Genomic DNA, 18,586 nt, shown 5'->3' on the forward strand with positions numbered 1-18,586 from the left:
TGCGAAGCTAAAACGCAGCGCAGCCGAGTTTCTGCGAAGCTAAAACCTGCGCTGCAACGGAGTTAAAATGAGCGGGGCGAATTTCGTTGAAACGCCAGCTTCGCCCAATCTCAAACAGCCCAACTGTTTTTCAGGTAGCCTCCACCACACACAAGAGGCCAAACGCCATGCAACAAAAAGTCCGTTTCCAAATCGAAGGCATGACCTGTCAGGCTTGTGCTTCGCGCATTGAAAAGGTATTGAATAAGAAGGATTTTGTCGAATCGGCGGGTGTGAATTTCGCCAGCGAGGAGGCGCAGGTCGTGTTTGACGGCAGCAAAACTTCCGCCGCCGACATCGCCAAAATCATCGAGAAGACGGGTTACGGTGCGAAGGAGAAGACGGAAGATGCGCTGCCGCAAGCCGAAGAAGCCGTACATATAGGCTGGCGGCTGTGGCTTCTGTTTGCCATCAATATTCCGTTCCTTATCGGTATGGCGGGGATGATGGTCGGTCGGCACGATTGGATGCTGCCGCCGTTGTGGCAGTTTGTGCTGGCAAGTGTGGTGCAGCTTTGGCTTGCCGTGCCGTTTTACAAAAGCGCGTGGGCGAGCATTAAGGGCGGGCTGGCGAATATGGACGTACTCGTTACCGTCGGCACGGTGTCGATTTACCTGTATTCCGTCTATATGCTGTTCCACCACCGCGCGATGGGGCACAGCGGCATGGCGCACGTTTATTTTGAAGCGGGCGTGATGGTCATCGGGTTTGTGTCGCTGGGCAAGTTTTTGGAACACCGCACCAAAAAATCCAGCTTAAACAGCCTGTCTTTGATGTTGAAACTCACGCCCGCGCAAGTGAACGTGCAGCGTGAAGGCGGGTGGAAACAGCTGCCCATCGACCAAGTGCAAATCGGCAACCTTATCCGCGCCAACCACGGCGAACGTATCGCTGCCGATGGCATCATCGAAAGCGGCAGCGGCTGGGCAGACGAGAGCCACCTCACCGGCGAATCCAATCCCGAAGAGAAAAAAGCGGGCGGCAAAGTGTTGGCGGGCGCGCTGATGACCGAAGGCAGCGTGGTGTACCGTGCCACGCAGCTCGGCAGCCAAACCCTGCTCGGCGACATGATGAACGCGCTGTCCGAAGCGCAGGGCAGCAAAGCCCCGATTGCGCGTGTGGCGGACAAGGCGGCGGCGGTGTTCGTGCCGTCCGTCGTGGGCATCGCGCTTCTGACTTTCATTGCCACTTGGCTGGTGAAAGGCGATTGGACGGTCGCGCTGATGCACGCCGTTGCCGTGCTGGTGATTGCCTGTCCGTGCGCGCTCGGTTTGGCAACGCCCGCTGCGATTATGGTCGGCATGGGCAAAGCAGTGAAACACGGCATTTGGTTTAAAGACGCGGCGGCGATGGAAGAAGCTGCCCACGTCGATGCCGTCGTGTTGGACAAAACCGGCACGCTGACCGAGGGCAAACCGCAAGTCGCCGCCGTCTGGCTCGCACCCGAGGGCGGTTTGGACGAAGACGCTTTGTTCCGCACCGCCGCCGCCGTCGAACAGACCGCCGCCCACCCGCTCGCCCGCGCCATCGTCTCCGCCGCCCAAGCGCGCGGTTTGGACATTCCCGCCGCACAAAACGCGCAAACCGTTGTCGGCGCAGGCATTGCCGCCGAAGTTGAAGGGATAGGTTTGGTAAAAGCGGGCAAACTTGATTTTGCCGAATTAAGGCTACCTGAAAACCTTTCAGACGACGTTTGGAACATCGCCACCATCGTCGCCGTATCTGTTGACGGCAAACCCGCAGGCGCGTTCGCACTCGCCGACGCGTTGAAAACCGACACCGCCGAAGCCATACGTCGTCTGAAAAAACATCATATCGACGTGTACATCATGAGCGGCGACAACCAAGGCACGGTCGGATACGTCGCCAAACAACTGGACATAGAACACGCCTTCGGCAACATGAGTCCGCGCGACAAGGCCGCCGAAGTGCAGAAACTCAAAGCCGCAGGCAAAACCGTGGCAATGGTCGGAGACGGCATCAACGACGCGCCCGCGCTTGCCGCCGCCAACGTCAGCTTCGCCATGAAAGGCGGCGCGGACGTTGCCGAACACACCGCCTCCGCCACGCTGATGCAGCATTCGGTCAACCAGCTCGCCGACGCGCTGCTGGTGTCGCAGGCGACTTTGAAAAACATCAAGCAAAACCTGTTTTTCGCCTTCTTCTACAATATCTTGGGTATCCCGCTCGCCGCACTCGGCTTCCTAAACCCCGTCATCGCAGGCGCGGCAATGGCGGCAAGCTCGGTTTCCGTGTTGGGCAATGCTTTAAGGTTGAAACGGGTGAAGATTGACTGATATGTTGGGCTGGATGGAGGAAGAGGTCGTCTGAAAGCATGGGCTTAAACGGAGTTAAACGGACGGAGCGGTTTTTATGTATAGTGGATGAATAAAAATCAGGACAAGGCGACGAAGCCGCGGACAGTACAGGCAGTACGGCAAGGTGAGGCAACGCCGTACTGGTTTTTGTTCATCCACTATAAATGCCGCTCCGACGCAGCAGCCCAAAGCCCGGCCGTTTTTCAGGTAGCCTTTCTGTTATACTGCCTACACCCGCTTTCCAATATTATCAAACTCTTATGCCCGATTTTCTCCCCGTTCCGCCCGCCGAGCTTTGGCAGGCGACGCTCGAACACCTCCGCCTCTCCCTGATTTCCCTGCTTTGCGCCGTTGCGCTTGCCGTGCCGCCTGCGGTATGGCTGGCAAACCGGCGGCGTTGGGCGGAAGGCGTTTTGCAAATCACCAATATCCTGCAAACCATCCCGTCGCTTGCCCTGCTCGGTCTGCTGATTCCCTTTGTCGGCATCGGTTCGCCGCCGGTTTTGATTGCGCTGACGCTCTACGCCCTCTTGCCGATTTTCCAGAACACCTATCTGGGCTTGAGCCAAATCGACCCCGCCGTCAAAGAAGCGCATACCGCGTTCGGCCTGTCGCGTTGGCAGGCATTGTGGCGCATCGAGCTGCCGATGGCGCTGCCCGCCATGATTTCCGGCATACGCACCGCGTCCGTCATGATAGTCGGCACGGCAACGCTCGCCGCCCTCATCGGCGCGGGCGGTTTGGGCAAATTGATACTGCTCGGCATAGACCGCAACAACATGGCGATGACCTTCACCGGCGCGCTGCTCTCAGCCCTGCTCGCCGTATCCGTCAGCGGACTGATCGGCATACTGCAAAAATCCAAACGCAGGCTGCCGATTACCGCCGTCCTGCTCGCCCTCATGATTGCACTCGGCTTCGCCCCGATGTTTCAGACGACCCCGTCCGCACAAAAAATCACCATCGCAGGCAAGCTCGGCAGCGAACCCGACATCCTCATCAATATGTACAAACAATTGATTGAAGAAAACAATCCGCGCATCCAAGTCGAGCTCAAACCCAATTTCGGCAAAACCTCGTTCCTGTTCAACGCCCTAAACAGCGGCGAAATCGACATCTATCCCGAGTTCACGGGTACAGTCCTCGAGAGTCTGGTTAAAGTTCCCGCCGAAGAGCAAAACCGCCGCCTTTCCCCCGAACAGACCTACCAAGCCGCCCGAACCCTGCTCGCGCAGCAGTTCAACCTGACCCTGCTGCCGCCTATGGCATACCAAAACACCTACGCCCTTGCCGTGCGCCAAGACTACGCCGCCGCGCACAGTCTGAACAAAATATCCGACCTCAAACGCGTGCAAAACCAAATCCGCACAGGCTTCACCCTCGAATTTGCCGACCGCGCCGACGGCTACAAAGGGCTGCAACAGCACGGCATACGCTTCCCCCGCCTCTCCACGCTCGAACCCGCCCTGCGCTACACCGCGCTTGCCAACGGCAAAATCGACCTCATCGAAGCCTATTCCACCGACAGCGAACTGCGCCAATACCGCCTCGCCGTACTTTCAGACGACATCTCCCTCTTCCCCACCTACCAAGGCGCGCCGCTGATGAAAACCGGGTTTGCAGAACAACATTCCGACATCGTAAACGCATTGGACAAACTGGCAGGCAGAATCAGCGAAGCAGAAATGATTGAAATGAACTACCGCGTGAAAGTCGGCGGCGAAACACCTGCCGACGTGGCGCGGGATTATTTGCAAAGAAACGGCTTGATCGGCGGCGCAAGGTAATCAAGCCGGACTGCCTGAAAACGGAGCTTCCGAAGAAAGCGGAGTTTCTGCGAGGCTAAAAATACCCAATCCGTTTTTCAGGTAGCCTGTTGCGTCCGGCCTGCCGGAAAATCACTCCATCCAAGCCCATTCAAGGAGTCTCACATGACCACCTATCCCAATTTACTGGTTGATACCTGCAACCGCGCCTACGAACGCTTCGTCCGCGCTTTTGACGGCGTGAGCGCAGAGCAGGCGAACGCCTTTCCCGCCGCAGGCAGCGCGCCGCAAATCAAATCGATGGCATGGCTGGCGTGGCACACCGCCCGCGAGCTGGATTTCCAGATTGCCGCCCTAAACGGCACCTCCCCGCTGTGGCACAGCCAAGGCTGGAAAGACCGCTTCCCCTTCGCTGTAGCCGACGACGAGCAAGACTGGCGGCACACGCTCGAACAGGCGCAACGCATCCGCACCGGCAACACCGGCACACTGCTGGGCTACCTGAAAGCCGCCACCGACGCAGCGGCGGCCTATATCGCCAAACTGCGCGAAACCGAACTCGACGACATCGTGGACGAAAACTGGACACCGCCCGTTACTCGCGGTGTGCGTTTGGTTTCTATCATCGACGACGCGGTCATGCACTCGGGGCAGGTGTTTTACGCCAGACGGCTGCTGGGTTTGAGCGATTAAACGGATTACCCTGCCCACCCATCCCATAGAAAAGGAATCGCCATGAAAGCCATCGTCATCCGCCAAGCCGGCGGGCCGGAGCAACTGGTTTACCAAGACGTGCCGCTGCCTGAAATCAAAGACGGCTGGTCGTTGTTGAAAATCAAAGGCTTCGGCATCAACCATTCCGAAATTTTCACGCGCGAAGGCAAATCGCCGTCCGTGCAGTTCCCGCGCATTTTAGGCATCGAATGCGTGGGCGAAGTGGTGCAGAGTTCCACGCCCGCGCTGGCGGTCGGGCAGAAGGCGGTTTCCATTATGGGCGAAATGGGGCGTGCTTTTGACGGCAGCTACGCCGAATACGTTTTGCTGCCCAACGAGCAGATTTACCCCGTCCGCACCGATTTGGACTGGACGACCCTCGCCGCGATTCCCGAAACCTACTACACCGCGTTCGGTTCGTTGCAGCAGCTTCGCATCGCGCCGCAAGACCGCGTGCTGGTACGCGGCGCAGGAAGCGGCGTGGGCGTGGCGTTTGCCCGATTGCTCAAAGCGCAGTTTCCGCATACCGTGTTGCACGGCTCGACGCGCCATCCTGCCAAATCCGCCCGTTTGCTGGCGGTCGGATTCGACGAAACCGTTATCGAAACAGACGGCAGGCTGCAAACCGACCAAAGCTACGACAAAATTTTGGAACTGGTAGGGCCGGCAACCCTGCGCGATTCTTTCGCCCACATCAACGAATACGGCATCGTCTGCAACACGGGGCAGCTCGGCAACGTCTGGGGCGTGAACGATTTTGACCCGATTATGGAACTCAAAAACAACAGCTATCTCACCGCGTTTTATTCGGGCAATGTGTCGCAAGCCAAGCTGGACGCGCTTTTTGAGCATATCCGCCGGTTTGACGTGAAAATTTTGATTGAACGCGTATTCACGCTGGAACAAGTCCCCGAAGCGCACCGCTTCCTGCAAAGCGCGGAAGGGTTTGGAAAAGTGGTGGTGGTGAACGGATGAACCTGCTGCCTGCTGCCTGAAAATGTCGTCTGAAAACCGCCTCCAACCCTCCCTCCCCAAAACCCCTTTTTTCAGGTAGCCTTTATCTATCCGTTCCATCACACAAGGAAAACCCCATGAACATCGCCATCACCGGCGCAAGCGGCAATATCGGCGGCATGGTCGCCCGCCATTTGAGCGCACTCGGACTGCCGCTTGTCCTTCCCTTGCGTAACCCCGCCAAAGCCCCCGACCTGCCCGACTGCGAAGCGCGCCGCTTTGCCTACGGCGATTACGCCCTTGCCAAACAGGCATTGGACGGCACTGACGTATTGTTTATGGTGTCCGCCGCCGAAAGCCCGACGCGCGAGCAGGAGCATTTGACCTTGGTCCGCGCCGCCGCAGATGCGGGCGTGGGGCATTTGGTGTACCTCTCGTTTGCAGGCGCAAGCCCGCACAGCACCTTCACGCTGGCGCGCACCCATGCTGTTACCGAAGAAGCAATCCGGCAAACCGCCATGCGCCACACCTTCCTGCGCGACAATTTTTACAGCGAAATGATGGCAACCATTGCCGATGCCGGCGGCACGATTGCCGGCCCCGCCGCCGACGGGCGCGTTGCCTGCGTTTCACAGCGCGACGTCGCCCAAGCGGCGGCAAACGTCATCGCCGACATCGTGCGCGGCAGCGGGCAACACGACAACCAAACCTACACCCTGACCGGCTCCCAATCCTTAAACTTCGCCGAAATCGCCGCCGCCTTAACCGAAATCACCGGTAAACCGCACCGTTACCGCAACGAAACCGTGGAAGAAGCCTTCGCCAACCGCCGCCGCGACTACCCCGACACACCCGACTGGCAAATCGAAGCCTGGGTTTCCACCTACACCGCCATTGCCCAAGGCGAGCTTGCCGCCGTTTCAGACGACCTTAGCCGACTGTTGGGACACGCGCCGCGCAGCTTTGCCGAAACCGCAAAGGAAATTTATGCAGCCTGAACGCATCCCGCTGATAGAGTTCAAAAACGTCAGCAAGCTCTACGAAAACCGCGCCGCCGTCAGCAATCTCAACCTTACCATTTATCAAGGCGAATTTTTCGTCTTGGTCGGCGGCAGCGGCAGCGGCAAATCCACCACATTGCGCATGATTAACGCGCTGACCGAGCCGACCGACGGCGACGTCTATTTCAACGGCAGGCGCATCAAAGACTACGATATCCGCCCCCTGCGCCACCGAATCGGCTACGTCTTGCAGCAAATCGCCCTGTTCCCCACCATGACCGTGCGGCAGAATATCGAGCTGATGCCCGACATCTTGGGCTGGAGCAAACCGCAGCGCACCGCCCGCGCCAACGAACTGCTCGAGCTGGTCAGAATGCCGCCCGACACCTACCTCGACCGCTACCCGCACGAACTCTCCGGCGGCGAACAGCAGCGTATCGGCATCCTTCGCGCCATCGCCGCCAAACCCGACATCCTCCTGATGGACGAACCCTTCTCCGCCCTCGACCCGCTCGCCCGCGCCTCCCTTCAGGAAACCGTATCCCTGATTCACAAAAAACTCGGCACGACCATCGTCTTCGTTACCCACGACATGAACGAAGCCGCCAAACTCGCCTGCCGCATCGGCGTCATGCACGAAGGCAGGCTCGTGCAGGTCGGCACGCCCGACCAAATCCGAAACACCCCTGCCGACAGCTACGTCCGCTCCCTCTTCGGCGCGGCGGCGCAACAGCCTGCCGATTCCGCCGAAGCCGTTATCGAACGCTACCTCAATTTGGATGCCAACGGCAAAGCGCGGGTGCGGGCATATTTGGAACAGGGCGGCGGGCGCTGAAGGCTACCTGAAACTGCGGCTTGGGCTTGCCCAATATTTTTCACTGCGCAGCAACCCGTTTTCAGGTAGCCTGTTTCCCCAAAGGCTACCTGAAACACCCGCCTCAACGGAATGAAACAAAGCGCCAACAAAACGCCAAGCCTTTTTTCAGGTAGCCTTCCCCGCCCACCCAGGCTACCTGAAACCGGCTCCCGCACAGACCAACCCTTCCGCCGATTTGCACAACCCCGCCCCCACCCGTTAGCATTACGCCTTCCCCTTCCCTCTTCAAAAAGGACATCCCATGAGCAAAACCCTCCCCCTGCACGCCGACACCGTCGGCAGCTATCTGCGCACCGCCGCGCTCAAACAAGCCCGCGCCGACTTTGCCGCAGGCAAAATCAGCCGCGAAGCGCTTACCCGCGTGGAAGACCAAGAAATCGCCAAACTGGTGCAAGACCAGCTTGATGCCGGCATCCAAATCATCACCGATGGTGAATTCCGCCGCTCGTGGTGGCACATCGACTTTCTCGAAAACCTCAACGGCATCGAAGGATTCATCCCCGAGCAGGCCTACGCCTTCAAAGACACCGAAGTCCGCAAATACAACACCCGCTGCAACGGCAAAGTATCGTGGAATCCAAACCACCCGTTTATCCAACATTATCAATCGCTTGAAAAAATCGTGGGCGGGCGCGGCATTGTGAAATACACCATCCCCAGCCCCAACCAACTGATGTATCCGTTTATTTGGGATACCGGCGTGTATGAAAGCAAACAGGCCTTTGCCGAAGACGTGCGCCAAACCTACAAAGATGCCATCCGCGCCTTTTATGACGCCGGCTGCCGCTACCTGCAAATCGACGACGTGTATTGGGGCACGCTGTGCAACAACTACGGCAAGCCCGATTTCGATTTTGAAGACAGCAAACGCTACGCGCTGGAAAACGTGCAGGCCATTCTGGCCGACAAACCCGCCGGCATGACCATCACCACCCACGTTTGCCGCGGCAACTACAAATCGTCCTACCTTTTGAGCGGCGCCTACGACCCCGTGGCTCCCGATTTGTTCGGCAAAACCGCGTATGACGGCTATTTCCTCGAATACGACAACGAGCGCAGCGGCGGCTTCGAGCCCCTGAAATATTTCAACGACAACCCGCACAAAGGCCGCATCGTGCTGGGCTTGATTACTTCCAAATTCCCCGAGCTGGAAGACAAAGCCGCCGTGAAAGCGCGCATTGCCGAAGCCGCCCAAATCGTGCCGCTGGAACAACTGGCCTTGAGCCCGCAATGCGGTTTTGCCTCCACCGAGGAAGGCAACATCATGACCGAAGCGCAGCAGTGGGCGAAAGTGCGGCTGGTGGAAGAAATCGCCAAAGAAGTGTGGGGCGAAGACTGATGCGCACACCAAAACAGCAGGCTCGCCCTGCTGTTTTTTGCGCCCCGGCCGATGCGGATATTTTGCCGGGCAGAAACTTTGTTGAAGCCCACATTTTCAGGTAGCCTTCATCCGCCGTGCCAAAGGCTACCTGAAAAATAAGCCGCCTTCCCGCCATCCTGATTTTCAGGTAGCCCCGCATAAGGAGCCAATCCATGAAAAGCTATATGCTCAACATTCCCTCCTTCCAATACCCCGAATCGTTTAAAAAAATAATCGAGCTGAAGCTAATTGATTTCGACATTTGGCACCTCCTCGACGCCGACTGGGCCGCCGCACTGCACCAAGGCCTGCAAACCCGCTATCCCGAGCGGCAGCTCATCCCCTTCGCCAAACGCGGAGACTGCGACGACACCGCCTGCTTCGAAATCGGCAAAGGCGGCAAAGTCCAGCTCATCCACGACTTCGCCCGCCCCGGCTGGGAGCAGCGCCAAGAATTCCCCGCCTGCTGGGCATGGCTCGCCCAAGCCGTGAACGACATGATCGAATACAACCGCGAAGACGGCATCGTCTAGCCCAAGCCAAAGCAATCGCCAAACCCATTTTATCCCCGCAGAAAGCTCATGAAAGCCACCTTTTCAGGTAGCCTTCCCACCCCCTAAAGGCCACCTGAAAACGTAAGCTGCAACGACATTAAAACACCTCCCCCCAACAAAACCCGCCGCCATGCTCTGCCACGCCCTCATCGCCCTGCAAACCCTGCTCGCCACCCCCCTGCGCGCCCGCCGCGCCGCCCAAGCCGACGCCCACACCGCCGCCAGCCTCACCGCCGGGCTCGACCCCGCCCCCAGCCTCAGCGCCTACCTGCAAAACCCCGAATCCTGGTCCTGCCGATTCCCCAAAGCCCGCGCCGCCGGCCTCATCCTCCACACCAGCCAAGACGGCCGCCTGCGCAGCTTCTCCTGGGCACACCAAGGCAGCCGCCACACCCTGCTCCAATCCCGCAGCCCCGGCGGCCACACCCAAATCCACCCCGCCCTCATCCCCGCAGGCCAAATCGAACGCCTGCACACCGCCCGTCTCCCCCCGCACGGCAACGCCTACCTCCTCCTCGCCGAACACAGCGCAGGCGAACACACCGAAAAATCCCTCCACCTATTCCACTTCGCCGCCGAGCAATTCCAGCCCCTGCCCCTCATCCAAACCACCCCCGATGCCGAGCCCACCCACCGCCTGCACTTCCGCTACCGCGGCCGCCACGCCAACAACTACTTCTTCTACGACCCCGGCAGCCACACCATCAGCCAGCCCCACATCAGCCCCCACACGCACACCCCCACCCAACACCGCCTCCGCTACCGCTTCAACGGCAGCCGCTTCGTCCCCCACCATTAAAGGCTACCTGAAAACGCCCCCAACCCAACATTGCCGCGCCCGACACACCAAAGATAAACCCCGCCCATGACCCAACTCCCCCTCCCCCAATGGCACACACCCGAGCAAGTGCGCGACATCCTGCTCGCCCTGCCCGAGAAAAAGCGTAACCGCGCCCTCTACGAGCTCGTCTGGCTGTTCGACCACCACAACCCGCAAGGCACGCTGGCAACCGAAGCACAGCTCGCCGCCCTGCGCCTGCTCTGGCACGACCCGCGCTTCCAAGGCTTGGAAAACATCAAATGGTGGCTGCACGACGTGCTCCTCCTCGACGACGACAACGGCTCATGGCTCGCCCTCCAGCCCGAAATCGAAGCCCTACTCGACGTACTCCACCCCGAAACCTGCCGCACCTACGGCGACCACGGCGGCATGCGGCACAGCGCAGAAACGCTCGAGCCCTTCGTTGCCCGAATGTTCGCCCGCAACACCCCAGCCGCGCGCGGCATCGCCCGGGACTGCCTCTATTGGAGCGAAGCCCTCTGCCGCCTGCGCCCCGATTGGCACAAATGGCTCCAAAACGAAATCCGCCAGCTGCACGAAAAACACGGGCAATAAGCGCCCGCCCTCTCCCGCACAAAAAGGCTACCTGAAAAATCTCGCCTCAACCTCACCGCGTTATATTTTCACTACATGGCAGCCAGCACTTTCAGGTAGCCTCAAACACACAAAAGGCTACCTGAAAATTTTCAGGTAGCCTTTCCACCATTCCGCCGCGTTTACACCGATGCCACGGTAAACCGCTGGTGCAAATGCGCTTTCTTCTCCACATCATCGGCCATCGCCACCGCCAAATCGGCCACGCTGATGCCGGCCGGCGCCTCGCCCGCCATCAAAAGCTCGTTGCCGCCCAGGCGGTATTGCCCGGTGCGCTCTTCGCTGAAGCCGCCGTCTGCGCCGAGGCAGGCGGGCGGCGACACCATCGCCCAGTTCACATCAGCGTGCTTAGCCTGCAAATCGTTCAGCAGGTTGCGCGCCGCGTTTGCCCCGTCGAAAATCTCTTTCGGGAACACGGGCGTGTCGATCAGCTGCACGCCGGGCGCCACAAACAGGCTGCCCGCGCCGCCCACGGCCAAAAGATAAGGCACCTTCGCCGCCTTGGCCGCCGCCAAAATCGCCGCATAGCCGGCGGTGAAATCGCGGCCGATGTTCGGGTTGGCCCAGCCCGGATTGAACGCGCTCACCACCGCATCGAAGCCGACCAGGCGCTCGGCAAAATCGGCAGCCAGCACATCGGCCTGCACCGCCTTCACGTTCGGCGCGGCAAACACCTTGCCTGTGTTGCGTGCAAACGCAGTTACCTCATGCCCGCGCGAGGCCAGCTCGCGCACCACAGCGTTGCCCACATATCCGGTGGCACCAATCACAGCGAATTTCATATTTAGCTCCTTACGTTGAATCAATCAATCACGATGCGGCGCATTGTAAGTGCAGCCGCCGCGCTTGATAATCCGCCCAAAGCTGTTTACTCTGTGAAGCCCAGCTAAACAATCGGAGATGTGCCATGCCCAAAACCCTGTATCTCGGCCGCGAGCCGCAAACCTTCACCCCCGGCCAAGAGCTGGTGCTGGAATCCTTTTTCCAGCAAAGCCCCTACGGCGTGGTGTTTGAAGACGACTGCGGCACCGGCTATTTCTACGCCGTGCACCAAGAAGAAGGCATCCTCGACGCCCTGCACATTTATGACGTGGAAGACGTGGCCGACCGCCATATCCCCTCCGAAATCAGCATTCTGTGGAGCGAAGACCTCGGCCTTGCCGCCCTCGACATCAACGGCTATATCCACGCCGTGTTCGACTTCGCCGCCCACGCCGGCTACTGCCGCAACGCCTTCCCCGAGCCCTACGGCAGCTGGCTGCGCGAGCCCAACCGCCTGCTCACCGACGAGCTACTCGACCGGCTGCTGGGCGTATAAATCATGCACAATCAAATTGTTCAAGCAGGCAACCGTTTCAGCCTGTCGTTTGCCGGTTTAGGCGGCCACGAACACTGCTTTTTCTCGCAACACGCCCAAACCGGTCACGAGCTGGCCAAAATCATCCGCCGCATCTTGCGGGAGGAAAACATCAAAAATGTCGAGCTCGCCGTAGAGCAAGACAGCCTCACGCTCAGCGCCAAAAAACGCCGCCCCTTGGAAAGCATATGCACACGGCTCGAGTTTGAAATACGCGTATTTGAAGGCAGCGCTTATACGGTGAATACAAAAAACTTGTTTAAATAAACTGTTATGGACGACCTCAAACCCCTCCTCGCCTTCGCCGCCGTGCTCGAACACGGCAGCATGAACGCCGCCGCCCAAGCGCTGGGCATGACCCCCTCCGCCGTGAGCCAGCACATCAGGCGGCTGGAAAAACTGCACGGCGTGAAGCTATTGCACCGCAGCACCCGCCGCCTTGCCCCCACCGACGCCGGCCAGGCGCTCGCCGGCCATTGCCGCCGCCTGCTCGCCACCATGCAAGACACCCGTCTCGCACTCTCCGCCCTCAAAACCGACATTGCCGGCAGCGTGCGCCTTGCCGCGCCCACCGGCCTAGCCAACGCCGCCGCCTTCCGCCGCGCCCTGCTGCGCATCGCCCGCGAACACCCCGCCCTGCAAATCGAGCTGCAATTGGGCGAAGCCCTGGCCGACCTGCGCGAAGGCGGCATCGACATCGCCCTGCGCGGCGGCGAACACGCCCTCGACGCCCCCGACCTCATCGCCCGCAAGCTCGCCGAATGGCCGTGGCGCATCTGCGCCGCTCCCGGCTACCTGAAAACCGCCCCGCCCCTCACCCACCCCGCCCGCCTCGACGCCCACCAATGGGTATACCACCAGCCGCCGCACTTCGAGCTTGCCCGCGGCCGCGAGCGCCACCTGCTCAGCATCCGCAGCGGCTTAAGCTGCAACCACATCGCCGCCGTGCAAGGCCTGTGCGAAGCCGGCCTCGGCCTTGCCCTCATCATCGAAGGCGAAGCCGCCGGCGCCGTGCAGCGCGGCAGCCTGCAAATCGTGTTGCCCGAATGGCAGCTGCCCGCCATCGCCATCCACGCCGTTACCCCGCACCGCATCCAATCCGCCCGCATCGCCGCCGTGCTGCGCATTTTGCAGGAAAGCTTCGCCGAGCCGACCGCCGCCGCCGCAAAGGCTACCTGAAAAATCAGCTTCGGCACGGACAATACAGGCAGCCCGCAATACGCGATATTTTTCAGGTAGCCCCAAGCGCAGTGCCAAGGCTACCTGAAACCTTATCCCCTGCCGCGCAAGGCAAAGCCTTCCGGCCTGCCCAACAACAGAAAGGCTACCTGAAAAATGCCGAAACATTTTCAGGTAGCCTTTCGATACCGCCCATCAGCCTAGCGCAAACGGTTCACCATCATCGCCTGCGGATAGCCGTTCACCAGCGCAAACATCCAATAGGCGCGGCGGCCAGGGTGGTTGCGGTCTTCCACGTGGCAGAAGCCCAGCGCCTGGTTTTTGATGCAGCTGAAGCGGTGCGCCTGCCAAGATGCGGGCAGGGTGGCTTTCCATTGCGCCACATCGCTCGCCGAAGCAGCCGCCAGCCGGCATTCGCCCGTGCCGCGGCACACCGGCTCCCAGCGGGCTTCCGGCAGCTGACGGCCGTCCATCATCCACTGCCGCCCCTGCAAATAAAAGCGCATCTGCATGCCGGTGGGCTGCTGGGTTTGGCTGTGCAGAATCACATAGTCGCCCTGGTCTTGCGCATCCAGCGCATAAGCGGGCAGGCAGCCCAGGCCCAACAGCAGCAAACAGGCTAATTTTTTCATCATTCTCTCCTATAGCGAATCAAATTGGCTTTCGATACTAGGCAGCGAGCCGCAGGCAGTACAGGAGTACGGCAAGGCGAGCTAACGCCGTAGCGAAAGTTAAGTTGGTTCGCTATAAACTATGGGGAAATCATCCCCTCTTTTTTTCAGGTAGCCCCTCATCTGCTTGGGGCTACCTGAAAACATTCATGCCGTCTTACAACCAGCCCAAGGTGTTGGCAAACACCAGCAAAATCGCCACCGGCGCCAAAAAGCGCAGCGCGGTGAGCCACAGCGCAATCACCGCCTGCGGCACGCTGCTGCCCTCGCGCATGTGCTCGAACACATCGCTCTTCTGCCGAATCCAGCCCACGAATATCGCCACCAGCAGCGAGCTGATGGGCATAATCAGCGCAGTAATCATGTAGTCCCACAGGTCAAACAGCGTTTTGCCAAACAGCGTCCAATCCGAGAGCACGCCGAAAGAGAGCGCGGAAGGAATGCCCACGATAAAGATGGCCGTGCCGATGATCCAAGTGGTTTTGCTGCGTTTGCCCTCGTCTTCGCGGATCACGGCCGCAATCACCGTTTCCAGCATGGAGAAAGCCGAAGTGAGCGTGGCAAACACCACCAAAAGCATAAACACCGCAAACAGCAGATTGCCCAGCGGCAGCTTCATAAACACCGCCGGCAGCACCACAAAAATCAGCCCCGGCCCCTGCCCCGGCTCGAAGCCGAAAGCAAACACCGCAGGGAAAATCACCAAGCCCGCCAGCAAAGACACCAGCAGATTCATCCACATAATGCTATTGCCCGAGCGGAACAAATCCTGTTTCTTATCCAAATAAGCGGCATAAGTAATCATGGTAGACACACCCAAGCTGAGCGCGAAAAAGGCCTGCCCCAGCGCCGTGAGCATGGTTTGCGACGTGAAATGCGACCAATCCGGCTTCAGCAGGAAGGAAACGCCCGCCAGCGAGCCCGGCAGCGTGAGCGAGCGCACCGCCAACAGCAGCAGCAGCACAAACAGCGCCGGCATCATATATTTGTTGGCCCGCTCAATGCCCGAAGCAATGCCGCTTTTCACCACCCACACCGTCATCAGCATAAACAAGCCCTGATAGGCAATCGAGCCTGCGGGGCTGGCAATGGTTTGGCCAAACAGCGCCGAGAAATCCGAGCCGGCGTGGATGGTGCCGTCGAAGGCGTGCACCGCATAATTCAACACCCAGCCGCCCACCACGCTGTAAAACGACAGCAAGATAAAGCAGGCAAACACGCCCATGCGCCCAATCCACGGCCACAGGCTGTTGGGCGCCAGCGTTTTAAACGCATCCACCGCATTCTTGCCGCTGCGCCGCCCGATATAAAACTCGGCCAGCTGCACCGGCAGCGCCACCAGCAAGGTAAAAATCAAAAACATCAACACAAACACCGCACCGCCGTTGGTGCCGGCGGTGTAGGGGAATTTCCAAATCGCGCCCAAACCGATGGCGGAGCCCGCCGCAGACAGGATGAAGCCGATTTTAGACGACCAAGAAGCAGGAGTTTTCATAGCGTTTACCGCCAATCAAGCAAATTAAACAAAGGCACGATTTTAACAAAATTTAGCGCACGGCAAGCCGCCCCGCGCCGCCGGGCCCACGATTACGCAGTTTTCCTGCCCGAAACACCGACGGCTTGGCGCAGCAGACGGCATTTTAGCCTAATATTGGAATTTAATACCTTATATTTTTATAAATAGAAATTTAATTGCATATAAATACCGGATTAACCGCTAATCCAGCGGCTTATTGCCTGCTGCTCCGCCAGAAGGCTACCTGAAAATAATGTCTTGGCGCAGCCAAGGCGGAGCTTCTGCGGAGTTATAGTGGATGAAATTTAAATCAGGACAAGGCGACGAAGCCGCAGACAGTACAGATAGTACGGCAAGGCGAGACAACGTAGTCCTGGTTTTTGTTAATTCACTATAAAAATATTGCCAGCCATCCGATACGGATAAAAGGCTACCTGAAAACCGATTTTCCAGTTTTCAGGTAGCCTTTTGTGCCAACTTGGTTTACTGCGGCGGCAGTTCGCGCAAATCGCGCCAGCCGTCGTTGGTTTTCACCAGCGTGGCCTGTTCCACCCGCTCCAGCGGCAGGCGCTGCCGCCATTCGTCGCGGCCGTGGCGCAGCAGGCGTTTGCCCCAGCCGGACGGCCCCAGCCTGGCCTCATACACCACGCGCGACACGGTGAGCCCGTCGGCGGTGGTGGCCGGCTCGGTGTAGTAGCGCACCTTCTCCACGCGTTCGTGGCCGATACACAAGAGCGGGGCAACCGGGCTCACGCGCACATGCTGCCGCCCTTCGGCGGTGAGCACGAACACCGGCGCGTCGTCGTTTTCCGTGTCCAGCTTGTCATACAGCCCGGCATCGGCCAGCGTGCGCAGCTGCTTGAGTGCCGCCGCATTGGTTTTCTCGCCTGCGGCATCGCGCAGCGGCAGCACAATCCGCTCCGCGCCGAGCCACACGGGCGCGCCGCCGTCGGTGTCCAGCGCCACCGGCAGGCAGATTTCGTGCTGCCCCACATAGCGCTCCACCGCATCCTGAAACGCGCCCTTGCCCGCTTCCTGCCCGCCGCAGCCGGCCAAAAGCCCGATGGCCGCCAAGGCCGTTAGCATCCGTTTATCCATCATTCGCTCCAATCCTTCAGTTTGCCATCATGACAAAAAAATACGCAACCCGTACAATACGGCCGCTTCTCCATATCACGGATTATACACAATGAGCACTACCCTATACGGCATTCCCAACTGCACCACCGTCAAAAAAGCCCGCGCCTGGCTCGACGAGCGGCAAGAGCCCTACACCTTTGCCAACTTCAAAACCGCCGCCCCCGAAGCCGGGCAGCTCGCCCGCTGGCTCGATGCCGTGGGCGAAGACACCCTCATCAACCGCCGCGGCACCACCTGGCGCAAACTCAGCCCCGCCGAGCAAGCCGCCGCCGGCAGCCGCGAAGGCGCCATCGCCCTGATGCAGGCCCAACCCTCCGTGATCAAACGCCCCGTGCTCGAACACCAAGGCCGCATCCACGTTGGCTTTTCCCCCGAACTCTATTCCGAAATCTTCGCCTAAACCATGCCGCACACCATCTTTATCGCCGACCTCCACCTCTCCGAAGAAGCCCCCGCCCTCACCGAGCTCTTCCTGCGCCAGCTGCACCAATGGCAGGGCAGCGCCGACGCGCTCTACATCCTCGGCGACCTCTTCGACGCCTGGATCGGCGACGACGACCGCAACCCCTTCACCGACCGCATCGCCGCCGAGCTACACAGCTTTTCCCAACACACCCCCCTCTACTTCGCCCACGGCAACCGCGACTTCCTGCTCGGCCCAGACTTCGCCCAATGCAGCGGCATGACCCTCCTCCCTGAGCAGCACGCGCTCACCCTCTACGGCCGCCCCTACCTGCTCACCCACGGCGACGAACTCTGCACCGCCGACCTGCCCTATATGCAGTTCCGCGCCCAATCGCGCCATCCCCAATGGCAGGCTGCCGTACTCGCCAAGCCCCTGGCCGAACGCCGAGTGCTCGCCCGGCAAATCCGCCAAATGAGCGAACAAGGCAAAGCCGAAAACGGCAAAAGCGCCGTCTCCGACGTAACCGAAGAAGCCGTGCTCGCCCTCATGGCGCAGCACCCCGGCGCCGACCTCATCCACGGCCACACCCACCGCCCCGCCGCCCACCGCCACACCCTGCCCAACGGCCAAAGCTTCACCCGCTTCGTGCTGCAAGACTGGTATGGCAAAGAAGGCGGCTGCCTCGTCGTTTCCCCCGAAGGCGTGAGCACACAGCATTTTGCGCTGGATTAAATTGAGGCTTCCTGAAAACCGAAATTTTCAGGTAGCCTCATGCAGGTATGCCATTCCGCAAACCGCATGCCGAGCCCTAGCAAATTTCAGGTAGCCTCTTTCCCCTCCTAATAAGGCTACCTGAAAAAATCAACGCCGCCCGGCTCTGCGAAAAATCCGCCCGACGGGTTGGAAAAACCCCACAGGGCGTTTACAATGGCGGCCTTTCGTTTCCTTTGTTTCTTTTTGGAGTTTTACCCCATGTTCCACTTCATCATTGCCGACGGCGTGGCCACCCCCGCCGACTTCGTCAAGAACGTTCTGCCGCTGCTCCTGCTGATGGGCATGCTCTACCTCATGATCATCCGCCCCAAGCAGAGAGAAGAAAAACGCCGCCGCCAAATGCTCACCGAACTGAAAAAAGGCGACAAAGTCATGACCAACTCCGGCATGCTCGGCAAAGTATTCAAAATCGGTGAAGACATCATCGGCCTGGAAGTTTCTCCCGACACCGTCATCGAATTCCACCGCGACGCCATCCTCAAAAAGCTGGACGTCTAAACCGAATCCCGCACGGCGCAGCAGCCT

The 18,586-nt window shown here is 59.6% G+C and carries 20 protein-coding genes; 16 read left to right on the forward strand and 4 right to left on the reverse strand.

What is annotated here, in order from left to right:
- The first annotated feature begins 167 nt into the window (after positions 1-167).
- The 10 genes from A7P95_RS09585 (at position 168) to A7P95_RS09630 (ending at position 10,979) form a co-directional block, all read left to right on the forward strand.
- Positions 168-2,336: a heavy metal translocating P-type ATPase gene (locus A7P95_RS09585; RefSeq protein WP_067594568.1), complete on the forward strand. Its 2,169-nt coding sequence runs from the start codon at positions 168-170 to the stop codon at positions 2,334-2,336.
- A gap of 281 nt (positions 2,337-2,617) precedes the next feature.
- Entirely contained in the window at positions 2,618-4,144 is a 1,527-nt protein-coding gene (locus A7P95_RS09590) for an ABC transporter permease/substrate-binding protein (RefSeq protein ID WP_067594571.1), read from the forward strand.
- Positions 4,145-4,288: 144 nt separating this feature from the next.
- Positions 4,289-4,816: a DinB family protein gene (locus tag A7P95_RS09595; RefSeq protein WP_067594574.1), complete on the forward strand. Its 528-nt coding sequence runs from the start codon at positions 4,289-4,291 to the stop codon at positions 4,814-4,816.
- A 42-nt stretch (positions 4,817-4,858) separates the two neighbouring features.
- The gene (locus tag A7P95_RS09600) at positions 4,859-5,812 is read left to right on the forward strand and encodes a zinc-binding dehydrogenase (protein WP_067594577.1); all 954 of its coding nucleotides are present in this window, start codon (positions 4,859-4,861) and stop codon (positions 5,810-5,812) included.
- Positions 5,813-5,928: 116 nt separating this feature from the next.
- Positions 5,929-6,789 (forward strand): SDR family oxidoreductase, encoded by an 861-nt coding sequence (locus tag A7P95_RS09605; protein WP_067594580.1) that lies wholly within the window; start codon positions 5,929-5,931, stop codon positions 6,787-6,789.
- The gene (locus A7P95_RS09610) at positions 6,779-7,627 is read left to right on the forward strand and encodes an ABC transporter ATP-binding protein (RefSeq protein WP_067594583.1); all 849 of its coding nucleotides are present in this window, start codon (positions 6,779-6,781) and stop codon (positions 7,625-7,627) included. Before A7P95_RS09605 ends, A7P95_RS09610 begins: the two co-directional genes overlap by 11 nt.
- Positions 7,628-7,910: 283 nt before the next feature.
- Complete coding sequence (locus tag A7P95_RS09615) at positions 7,911-9,008, forward strand: 5-methyltetrahydropteroyltriglutamate--homocysteine S-methyltransferase (RefSeq protein ID WP_067594586.1); 1,098 nt, start codon at positions 7,911-7,913, stop codon at positions 9,006-9,008.
- A 194-nt stretch (positions 9,009-9,202) separates the two neighbouring features.
- Positions 9,203-9,562, forward strand: a complete 360-nt coding sequence (locus A7P95_RS09620) for a hypothetical protein (RefSeq protein WP_067594588.1) — start codon at positions 9,203-9,205, stop codon at positions 9,560-9,562.
- A gap of 151 nt (positions 9,563-9,713) precedes the next feature.
- Positions 9,714-10,382, forward strand: a complete 669-nt coding sequence (locus tag A7P95_RS09625) for a hypothetical protein (RefSeq protein ID WP_067594592.1) — start codon at positions 9,714-9,716, stop codon at positions 10,380-10,382.
- 66 nt (positions 10,383-10,448) lie between these two features.
- Positions 10,449-10,979: a hypothetical protein gene (locus A7P95_RS09630; protein ID WP_067594596.1), complete on the forward strand. Its 531-nt coding sequence runs from the start codon at positions 10,449-10,451 to the stop codon at positions 10,977-10,979.
- Between the two features lie 161 nt (positions 10,980-11,140).
- On the opposite strand, the gene A7P95_RS09635 is transcribed toward A7P95_RS09630, so the two are convergent.
- Positions 11,141-11,800 carry an NAD(P)-dependent oxidoreductase gene (locus A7P95_RS09635; RefSeq protein WP_067594599.1) on the reverse strand — a complete coding sequence of 220 codons (660 nt, stop codon included), beginning with the start codon at positions 11,798-11,800 and terminating at the stop codon, positions 11,141-11,143.
- A 125-nt stretch (positions 11,801-11,925) separates the two neighbouring features.
- Here A7P95_RS09635 and A7P95_RS09640 point away from each other — a divergent pair, with 125 nt between their 5' ends.
- From A7P95_RS09640 to A7P95_RS09650, 3 genes are read left to right on the forward strand one after another with little or no spacing between them, the layout of a single operon-like run.
- Entirely contained in the window at positions 11,926-12,336 is a 411-nt protein-coding gene (locus A7P95_RS09640; RefSeq protein WP_067594601.1) for a DUF2251 domain-containing protein, read from the forward strand.
- A 3-nt stretch (positions 12,337-12,339) separates the two neighbouring features.
- On the forward strand, positions 12,340-12,642 hold the full coding sequence (locus tag A7P95_RS09645) for a hypothetical protein (protein ID WP_067594604.1): 303 nt from the start codon (positions 12,340-12,342) through the stop codon (positions 12,640-12,642).
- Between the two features lie 6 nt (positions 12,643-12,648).
- Complete coding sequence (locus A7P95_RS09650) at positions 12,649-13,554, forward strand: LysR family transcriptional regulator (RefSeq protein WP_067594607.1); 906 nt, start codon at positions 12,649-12,651, stop codon at positions 13,552-13,554.
- 200 nt (positions 13,555-13,754) lie between these two features.
- On the opposite strand, the gene A7P95_RS09655 is transcribed toward A7P95_RS09650, so the two are convergent.
- From A7P95_RS09655 to A7P95_RS09665, 3 genes are all read right to left on the reverse strand, one after another.
- Positions 13,755-14,189 (reverse strand): hypothetical protein, encoded by a 435-nt coding sequence (locus A7P95_RS09655; protein ID WP_082890793.1) that lies wholly within the window; start codon positions 14,187-14,189, stop codon positions 13,755-13,757.
- Positions 14,190-14,382: 193 nt separating this feature from the next.
- Entirely contained in the window at positions 14,383-15,720 is a 1,338-nt protein-coding gene (locus A7P95_RS09660) for a sodium-dependent transporter (RefSeq protein WP_067594613.1), read from the reverse strand.
- Positions 15,721-16,224: 504 nt separating this feature from the next.
- Positions 16,225-16,842 (reverse strand): hypothetical protein, encoded by a 618-nt coding sequence (locus A7P95_RS09665; protein ID WP_156503579.1) that lies wholly within the window; start codon positions 16,840-16,842, stop codon positions 16,225-16,227.
- An 88-nt stretch (positions 16,843-16,930) separates the two neighbouring features.
- Between A7P95_RS09665 and A7P95_RS09670 the strand changes: the two genes are divergently transcribed.
- The 3 genes from A7P95_RS09670 to yajC all read left to right on the forward strand — a co-directional run bounded on the left by A7P95_RS09670 (position 16,931) and on the right by yajC (position 18,559).
- On the forward strand, positions 16,931-17,281 hold the full coding sequence (locus A7P95_RS09670) for an arsenate reductase (RefSeq protein ID WP_067594620.1): 351 nt from the start codon (positions 16,931-16,933) through the stop codon (positions 17,279-17,281).
- Positions 17,282-17,284: 3 nt separating this feature from the next.
- Positions 17,285-18,019, forward strand: a complete 735-nt coding sequence (locus tag A7P95_RS09675; RefSeq protein ID WP_067594623.1) for a UDP-2,3-diacylglucosamine diphosphatase — start codon at positions 17,285-17,287, stop codon at positions 18,017-18,019.
- A gap of 240 nt (positions 18,020-18,259) precedes the next feature.
- The gene (gene yajC / locus A7P95_RS09680) at positions 18,260-18,559 is read left to right on the forward strand and encodes a preprotein translocase subunit YajC (protein WP_067594711.1); all 300 of its coding nucleotides are present in this window, start codon (positions 18,260-18,262) and stop codon (positions 18,557-18,559) included.
- Positions 18,560-18,586 lie beyond the last annotated feature (27 nt).

Source organism: Eikenella longinqua (genome assembly GCF_001648355.1).
Taxonomy (GTDB): domain Bacteria; phylum Pseudomonadota; class Gammaproteobacteria; order Burkholderiales; family Neisseriaceae; genus Eikenella; species Eikenella longinqua.